Source organism: Alteromonas sp. 5NS40-0096 (assembly GCF_057544385.1).
Genome location: NZ_BAAJLQ010000017.1, coordinates 1 through 6,109 on the forward strand (window position 1 = coordinate 1; position 6,109 = coordinate 6,109).

11 protein-coding genes are annotated in these 6,109 nt (G+C 40.4%); all 11 read right to left on the reverse strand.

Going from position 1 to position 6,109, the window contains the following annotated elements:
- Positions 1–42: 42 nt before the first annotated feature.
- The 11 genes from AC27G9_RS21140 to AC27G9_RS21190 all read right to left on the reverse strand — a co-directional run bounded on the left by AC27G9_RS21140 (position 43) and on the right by AC27G9_RS21190 (position 5,968).
- Positions 43–516 (reverse strand): hypothetical protein, encoded by a 474-nt coding sequence (locus AC27G9_RS21140; protein ID WP_487076540.1) that lies wholly within the window; start codon positions 514–516, stop codon positions 43–45.
- Positions 517–565: 49 nt separating this feature from the next.
- Entirely contained in the window at positions 566–952 is a 387-nt protein-coding gene (locus AC27G9_RS21145) for a hypothetical protein (protein WP_487076541.1), read from the reverse strand.
- Between the two features lie 128 nt (positions 953–1,080).
- Positions 1,081–1,668 carry a hypothetical protein gene (locus AC27G9_RS21150; RefSeq protein WP_487076542.1) on the reverse strand — a complete coding sequence of 196 codons (588 nt, stop codon included), beginning with the start codon at positions 1,666–1,668 and terminating at the stop codon, positions 1,081–1,083.
- 141 nt (positions 1,669–1,809) lie between these two features.
- Positions 1,810–2,061 (reverse strand): hypothetical protein, encoded by a 252-nt coding sequence (locus AC27G9_RS21155; RefSeq protein WP_487076543.1) that lies wholly within the window; start codon positions 2,059–2,061, stop codon positions 1,810–1,812.
- A gap of 72 nt (positions 2,062–2,133) precedes the next feature.
- On the reverse strand, positions 2,134–2,451 hold the full coding sequence (locus AC27G9_RS21160; protein ID WP_487076544.1) for a hypothetical protein: 318 nt from the start codon (positions 2,449–2,451) through the stop codon (positions 2,134–2,136).
- A 123-nt stretch (positions 2,452–2,574) separates the two neighbouring features.
- The gene (locus tag AC27G9_RS21165) at positions 2,575–2,889 is read right to left on the reverse strand and encodes a hypothetical protein (RefSeq protein ID WP_487076546.1); all 315 of its coding nucleotides are present in this window, start codon (positions 2,887–2,889) and stop codon (positions 2,575–2,577) included.
- Positions 2,890–2,993: 104 nt separating this feature from the next.
- Positions 2,994–3,566, reverse strand: a complete 573-nt coding sequence (locus AC27G9_RS21170) for a hypothetical protein (protein WP_487076547.1) — start codon at positions 3,564–3,566, stop codon at positions 2,994–2,996.
- A gap of 68 nt (positions 3,567–3,634) precedes the next feature.
- Positions 3,635–4,030 (reverse strand): hypothetical protein, encoded by a 396-nt coding sequence (locus AC27G9_RS21175; RefSeq protein ID WP_487076549.1) that lies wholly within the window; start codon positions 4,028–4,030, stop codon positions 3,635–3,637.
- A gap of 99 nt (positions 4,031–4,129) precedes the next feature.
- A complete protein-coding gene (locus tag AC27G9_RS21180) occupies positions 4,130–4,474 on the reverse strand; it encodes a hypothetical protein (protein WP_487076550.1) in 345 nt (114 codons plus the stop codon).
- 599 nt (positions 4,475–5,073) lie between these two features.
- Positions 5,074–5,448, reverse strand: a complete 375-nt coding sequence (locus AC27G9_RS21185) for a hypothetical protein (RefSeq protein ID WP_487076551.1) — start codon at positions 5,446–5,448, stop codon at positions 5,074–5,076.
- A gap of 121 nt (positions 5,449–5,569) precedes the next feature.
- Positions 5,570–5,968, reverse strand: a complete 399-nt coding sequence (locus tag AC27G9_RS21190) for a hypothetical protein (protein ID WP_487076552.1) — start codon at positions 5,966–5,968, stop codon at positions 5,570–5,572.
- Between the last annotated feature and the right edge of the window lie 141 nt (positions 5,969–6,109).

Consider the following 6,109-nt stretch of genomic DNA (forward strand, 5'->3'; position numbering starts at 1 on the left):
TAACAGTTTTCATATAATTCCTTTTAAGTACATAACACTAAGCTAAGGGGCAAAAGCACAATGCGAAGATATCCGAATAAATCTACCTCTTACATATTTTGAAAATATTGTATCCAAAGTACTTCTGAAAAGTACTAGGTCTTTGTTTTTAATGGCTTCCAGCACAAGTGATAATTCTGGGATAAGGGCCAATCCTTTGTCTTTTAAAACCGTGTATTCCTTTTCATGTTGTGTTGGGAATTCGTGATGCTCCAACTCACTGTAATAGTTTTCAAGCATACACAATATGTAAATTAGAGCTGATTCACGAATAAACGTAGGATCGATTCCTAACGAAACTCCTTTTGGTTCACGTATTTCGATATCCAAAAGTTCCCAAACTGTATTTTCTTCGAATTGCCAGTAGGAAGTTTGTCCACAAGAAAACTCACCTTCCTCAAGTAATTGATAATAGAAAAACACAGCATGCATCATTGCTCGTCTTGCTAATTCGTAATTGAGCTCATTGATGATCACTTAAATTTCCTTGGTAACCTAACGTTCCACTTTATTGGCTTGTTATGTTTCAAATTGCACCATTTGGACAAATTAAATAACCTTTCTCACTAAATTCACATTTATGCGCCTCTCTAGATGAATCCCAAAGTAACAAATCAAAAGCGCTTTCTTTGACAGATAAGTCCTCTTTACTCTTTAGTACTGTAACAAGCCAATCATACAACTCTTTTTCGTATTTTATTGAGTTAGAATAATAAGGGTCTACATAACGCTCTAAGCAGAATAATAATGAATTTTTCTCTTTCTCATTGGCGTCATAAAATGATGATTTAAAGGTCTCAAAGCCTGACTCAACAATCTTCATATGATATTCACTATAAGTGATACTGGAGAGTTGTTCAGATAAGCACGAAAAGCTCAAAACCAAACTTATTAGAATACCTGAAACTTTCACAGCAATTTTCCTTGAAACATAACTTTTCAATAACGGGCGCAGGCACGTAGGGCACAATGGCGAAGCGGCCCGGCGTGTATGCGTCCCAGCGAACGTAGTAAGTGAGTTTATTGGCTTGTTAGAGCGTGTTAGCACGACAATCTCTGTCTAAGCTTTTTTGAAATATCAGTTCGAACTTTTTTCCCTTTAAAATGCGACGGTATATGTCGAAGAAAAGACTGCCATTTATAGCTAGACTCATTGCGTTCATTTGATTCAATAAAGCTTAATAACTCGTTAGCCGACTCTCTATTAAAAGCCCATAGGCATTTATTTCTATGGTTGATCGAATAGAATGCATCTTGTGGCCAGTTTAGATTGTAAATTCCTCTATTAGAACAGTGTGAGCATAATATGGAGCCAATATCATATCTTTGGCTACGGATAAGGTACTGCGAGTGACTCCAGTTTGACGGCGAATATCCGTCAGGTAAGTTTGAAATTGCGTTTACAGAGCCGTGCAACCCTTCGAAGAAAAATGCGCCGTGAACCAAATGGCCACAGTCATCTGACAGCATTTGATATTTAAATTGCGGGCTATTTTGAAAAAAAGGAACATCTTTTTTGAGTTTAATTTTAACCACTTCGGCAAATTCAAATTCAGCTTTCTTGTTACACGAAGGACACTTTACGTCAACCTTGTGAGGCATCGGATTCCAGTCGTACAAACCTGTCATTGAACTTTCCTTGTAGCTCTAACGCCCCGATAACGGGCGAATGCTTGCTGCGAGAATGGCGGAGCCGCAGCAAGTAGGCGTCCCAACGAGCGCGTTAATTGGTTTGTTAGGGTTCATTTCTGTAAACATCCTTGTTTAAATTTACTTATTAAGAATGGTTGAATACACCCAATAAAACATAGGCCCGCAAATTACCCAACCAACTAATAGAATTGAGAAAAAACTATCGTGGGTCTTCTGATGCAAAGCGGCCAACGTGTTGGTTTCAACTACTTTAATTGGATTGCGAATTCGATATAGTTTTATGACTAAAAAGCCAACTAATGCTGGAATCAGCACTATGCCAATAATAAACCCTACAAACATCCAAGCTTCAGGTGAAGTTCTTTTCATATGTTTAATCCTTCCGTGAACCTTTATGCCCCAGCAGCGCTTTTCAGCTGCGAATTGATGCGCTTATTCGGGTTACTTTGAAACCTGGTAACCCAATGATTTTATTACTTGGATTGTATCAAATACCACTTTGTTATTAGCTAATTGGTCAGCTTGAATCATAACAGTAACAGATTCACAAGATTGTTTAACTATTTGATGCTTAGTGCGAAGTAAACTTTTAGAAAATTGTGCATTACCAATTTTGACTTGATTGTCACTTGAGATTGAAACCCAAACGGTTCCTTGTTTAACCGCGCCAGAACAAGTAACAAGATCAATAGGCTGATCTTTACAGCCTGAAAGAATAAGAAAAAATATTGTTAATACTGTGAAGCTAATTTTTTGCACATACTTTCCTTGTAACCTTAACGCTAAGCTAACGGGCGATAGCGCATGGGTGAAAAAGTCGAAGCCACCCATGTGTGAGCGTCCCAGTGCGCTGCCTTGCGGTGCAAGTCGTTGAGCGCCTTGTTAGGTTTCATTATCCAAAACAACCTCTATTTTGATTTCGTCTGGCACATTTTCAAAGCTTGCCTTCACTGCGTCAGCAGTCACTACAGCTAGATAATGCGCATCAATGCCTTCAAGTTCCGAAGCATTGTATGCCGCAGTTACACGAACAAAATCTGATTCGTATTCCCAGGTTAAGCTAGGTTGTACATTAAGCTCAGATTTGATTATTTCTGATGCTTCATCGATACCAACTTTAGCGGCTGTGAAAGCCTCTGGGAAATCACAGCCACCAAGAAATATGCTGAGAATTAATAAATAGAAAAGCTTTTTCAAAAATTCCTCCTAGAAACCTAATGTCTTACTAATGGGCGCAGTGGAGGCGCGAAGCGCCGGAACGGAGGTCCGAGCCAGCTTGCAGGCGGTCGTTGATTGTATTGTTAGGTTTGTTCACCACAAGACACCTCAACTTTACTCAACCCCTTTACGGTTTCCAGCTGCAAATACAATGCACCCTCCAAAGTAACATACTTTACATTTCCGCTTTCTCTTAGCCATAACTCATGTGAGGCAGTTTTTTCGAGCTGAGTTTCGACCATAAAGTGCGCACCATTTCGAAAGATTTGGCATTCTTTGCTGTATATTTCAACTACCGGATTGTTCCGATAGTACCAAAATTCTACGTAACTAAACGCAACCCCATTATTTGAAAGATAACCACCAGAGTACCCACTTGCTTTATAAGAAGTGGACCAAGCAGGTCGTACGCTGGGTGCTGGAGGGGCAATCAGGAACCCCTCGTATACAGACAAAACCCAATCATCTTCCCAAGGCTTTTCAGCATTACCCAAAGGTTGCACGACAGCACTCCACTTTTTGTTTGGAGATTGAATCACAAAGTCTTTCCAATCCGGTGGCTGATCCGCATAGGAATAAAAAAAAAACAAAGAATAATGAGAAATAGTATTTTCATGCGAAAACCTAACGCCCCGATAAGGGGCAATTGCTTGCATGCGAGAACATCAGAACAGCATGCGAGGAATTTTCCCAGCGAGCGGAGCGAGTGAGCCTGATCGGTTTGTTAGTGGTCATGTTTAACTCTTCGCCAGTGCTCTTCTAAGCCAAACTCACTAACTAAAATTAAATTTTCTGCCGAAAGTTTCGAAACTGTAAAGTCCGCACATATAAGTGAGTTTGGGTCATAACTGAGGAAATAATTGAGCGATACCTTATTACCCTCGCTTTTCCATTTACCGGATTCTTTATGAACGTGAGCATCACCAAAACCGTCTGACCAACCTATCGATTCAACGGTACAGCTAAAATTGCCATCCTCAAGAAAAGAGCAAGTCTTAGAATCCTTATAGTCTTTACCAATTGATACGAAAACCCAATTCCCTGCGATATCAAAATCATTGTTTGCCAATACGTAGTTGGAAAGCAAAGCCAAGAAAAAACATACAGAAAAAAGTTTCATGAACATGTCCACTAACACTAAGCTAAGGGGCACATACATGGCGCTATAATACGAAGGAGCGTCATGTATGTGTCCCTCTTGAGCGCCTTGTTAGGTTTTTCACCCGTTTGGTAAAAAGTGAAATTCATAGCCATTTTCCATTAACTTAAGAAAGCTAATGCAGTCTTTTTTGTAGTCGGGATACTGATTGCCATATTCTATTACGCGTTCTTTGTTCACTTTTGCTGGAGAGATTTTGTGTTGATTAAAATCCCAAGCATCTCTGACTCCAACAGACAACGCCAACTCCCTGCTTGCCGCCGAGCCTTCTTCCACGCCAAAAAGCAAAACTGTTATAATTGCGCCTTCTCTAGTTCCTTCATAACTTGTACTTGGATATTCATAGTATTCCAATAGTTTTTCTCGGTAGGGGCCAATTCCTATCAGCTCTGCACTCATTCCCATAAATCTGACTAACTCCCAAAGAACCCTAACACTAAGCTAAGGGACAAAAGCACAATGCGAAAATGGCGAAGCCGCATTGTGTTTTTGCCCCAGCGACCCGCGCAGCGGGTTGCGACTTGAGCGTTTTGTTAGCTGTTTTACTTGGCGAACATATGACAATAAAAGGCCGCCACTGCAAAAACAATAGCCAAAATGGCTGAGTTGTGAGCCCTGTAACACATTTGTTTAAGTGTCGTGTCATGGTGTTCACGATAATCATAATTCCATATGAAATTGGATACTTTTGAGTAATGTACGCCATTTACCTCAATTCTTAGTAGAGGGGCTTTAAACATGCCGTCGAAATGCTTATTCCCATAGCGTCGGATCTTTATCAAGCTCAACTTATAAAATGCGCCCAAGACAACAGCAATTAATACACAAATGACTTTAAGTATTATCAACATAATCTCAAAAATAGCTAACGCTAAGCTAAGGGGCGCGAATGTGCGGCGATAATGGCGAAGCCGCCGCGCGTTTGCGTCCCAGCGGTTGCCGAAGGCAACTGCGATTTGAGCGCCTTGTTAGGTGTCTCTAGCCAGTTTATTCCTCTGGCCATTTTATGTAACGTCCTGTTGGGTATTGGAAACTATTTGCACGACAAGATCGCTAGACAATCCCAGTTGCTTCGCCAAAACCAAAGCATTTTTTATTACCCAGTAAGGAGAGTCCGGATCGAATGCAGCTTGAGGCCTTGTTAAATTGAACATTGTTTTAGCACAGACTTCTTCAAAGTTGTATTGGCATTCTTTAGCCTTATTTCCAGTCTTAATAGCTCTATGGTTCCGCTCCCTGATTGTGGTGAATAGTCCATGAGCTTTGTACCAACGAGATTTATCTTCTAAAAACATTGCAACCAAACGATTTGAGTCGTGATCTGGAACATGTTTTTCGAATATATCCAAAAGCAATTTCATATCATTGATGCTAGTCATTCGATGACACCTAACACTAAGCTAAGGGGCAAAAGCACAATGCGAAAATGGCGGAGCCGCATGCGAGGAATTGTCCCAGCGAGCGGAGCGAGTGTGCTTGAACGGTTTGTTATGCACGTGTTTATAAAGGCCCAATGTAAAACTCCACGTCCTCTTCTAATTTATATAATTTTTGCTCAATTTCTTTAATAGTTTCAGATGTTTTTTCATCTACGTTTGGCTCTAATTGCTGCTGTTGAGCCAATTCTTCCTTATACATTTCTACATGAGAGTACAGAAGAACCTTGATATCCGTACCTTCACGATAAGCCTGTAACAGTGAACTGGATAATTCAACGGAAGCTAGTAATTCATGAATGCGAATATCATTTGAAGATACAAATGCGTCTAATGCAATTTCTTGAATATCTTTCTGAACCTGTTGTGTTTTTTGAATTGAGTCTTCTAGAACGCCATATGTGGAATAGAAGCCTCCAACAAAGCCTGCAATTATTAGTACGAATCCCTTCAATAAATTCATCGGTTACCTCGTAGTACCTAACACCCCGATAAGGGGCAAAAGCACAGTTCGAAAATGGCGAAGCCGCACTGTGATTTTGTCCCAGCGCCCGCACTCGGCGGGATGTGACTTAAGCATTTTTTTATGTACGTTCATTTTTAA

What these genes read in the sequence shown, in the direction of transcription:
- AC27G9_RS21150 (WP_487076542.1), bottom strand. Translation starts at nt 1,668, where the DNA reads ATGACAGGTTTGTACGACTGGAATCCGATGCCTCACAAGGTTGACGTA.
- AC27G9_RS21155 (WP_487076543.1), bottom strand. Translation starts at nt 2,061, where the DNA reads ATGAAAAGAACTTCACCTGAAGCTTGGATGTTTGTAGGGTTTATTATT.
- AC27G9_RS21170 (WP_487076547.1), bottom strand. Translation starts at nt 3,566, where the DNA reads ATGCAAGCAATTGCCCCTTATCGGGGCGTTAGGTTTTCGCATGAAAAT.
- AC27G9_RS21175 (WP_487076549.1), bottom strand. Translation starts at nt 4,030, where the DNA reads ATGAAACTTTTTTCTGTATGTTTTTTCTTGGCTTTGCTTTCCAACTAC.
- AC27G9_RS21180 (WP_487076550.1), bottom strand. Translation starts at nt 4,474, where the DNA reads ATGGGAATGAGTGCAGAGCTGATAGGAATTGGCCCCTACCGAGAAAAA.
- AC27G9_RS21185 (WP_487076551.1), bottom strand. Translation starts at nt 5,448, where the DNA reads ATGACTAGCATCAATGATATGAAATTGCTTTTGGATATATTCGAAAAA.
- AC27G9_RS21190 (WP_487076552.1), bottom strand. Translation starts at nt 5,968, where the DNA reads ATGAATTTATTGAAGGGATTCGTACTAATAATTGCAGGCTTTGTTGGA.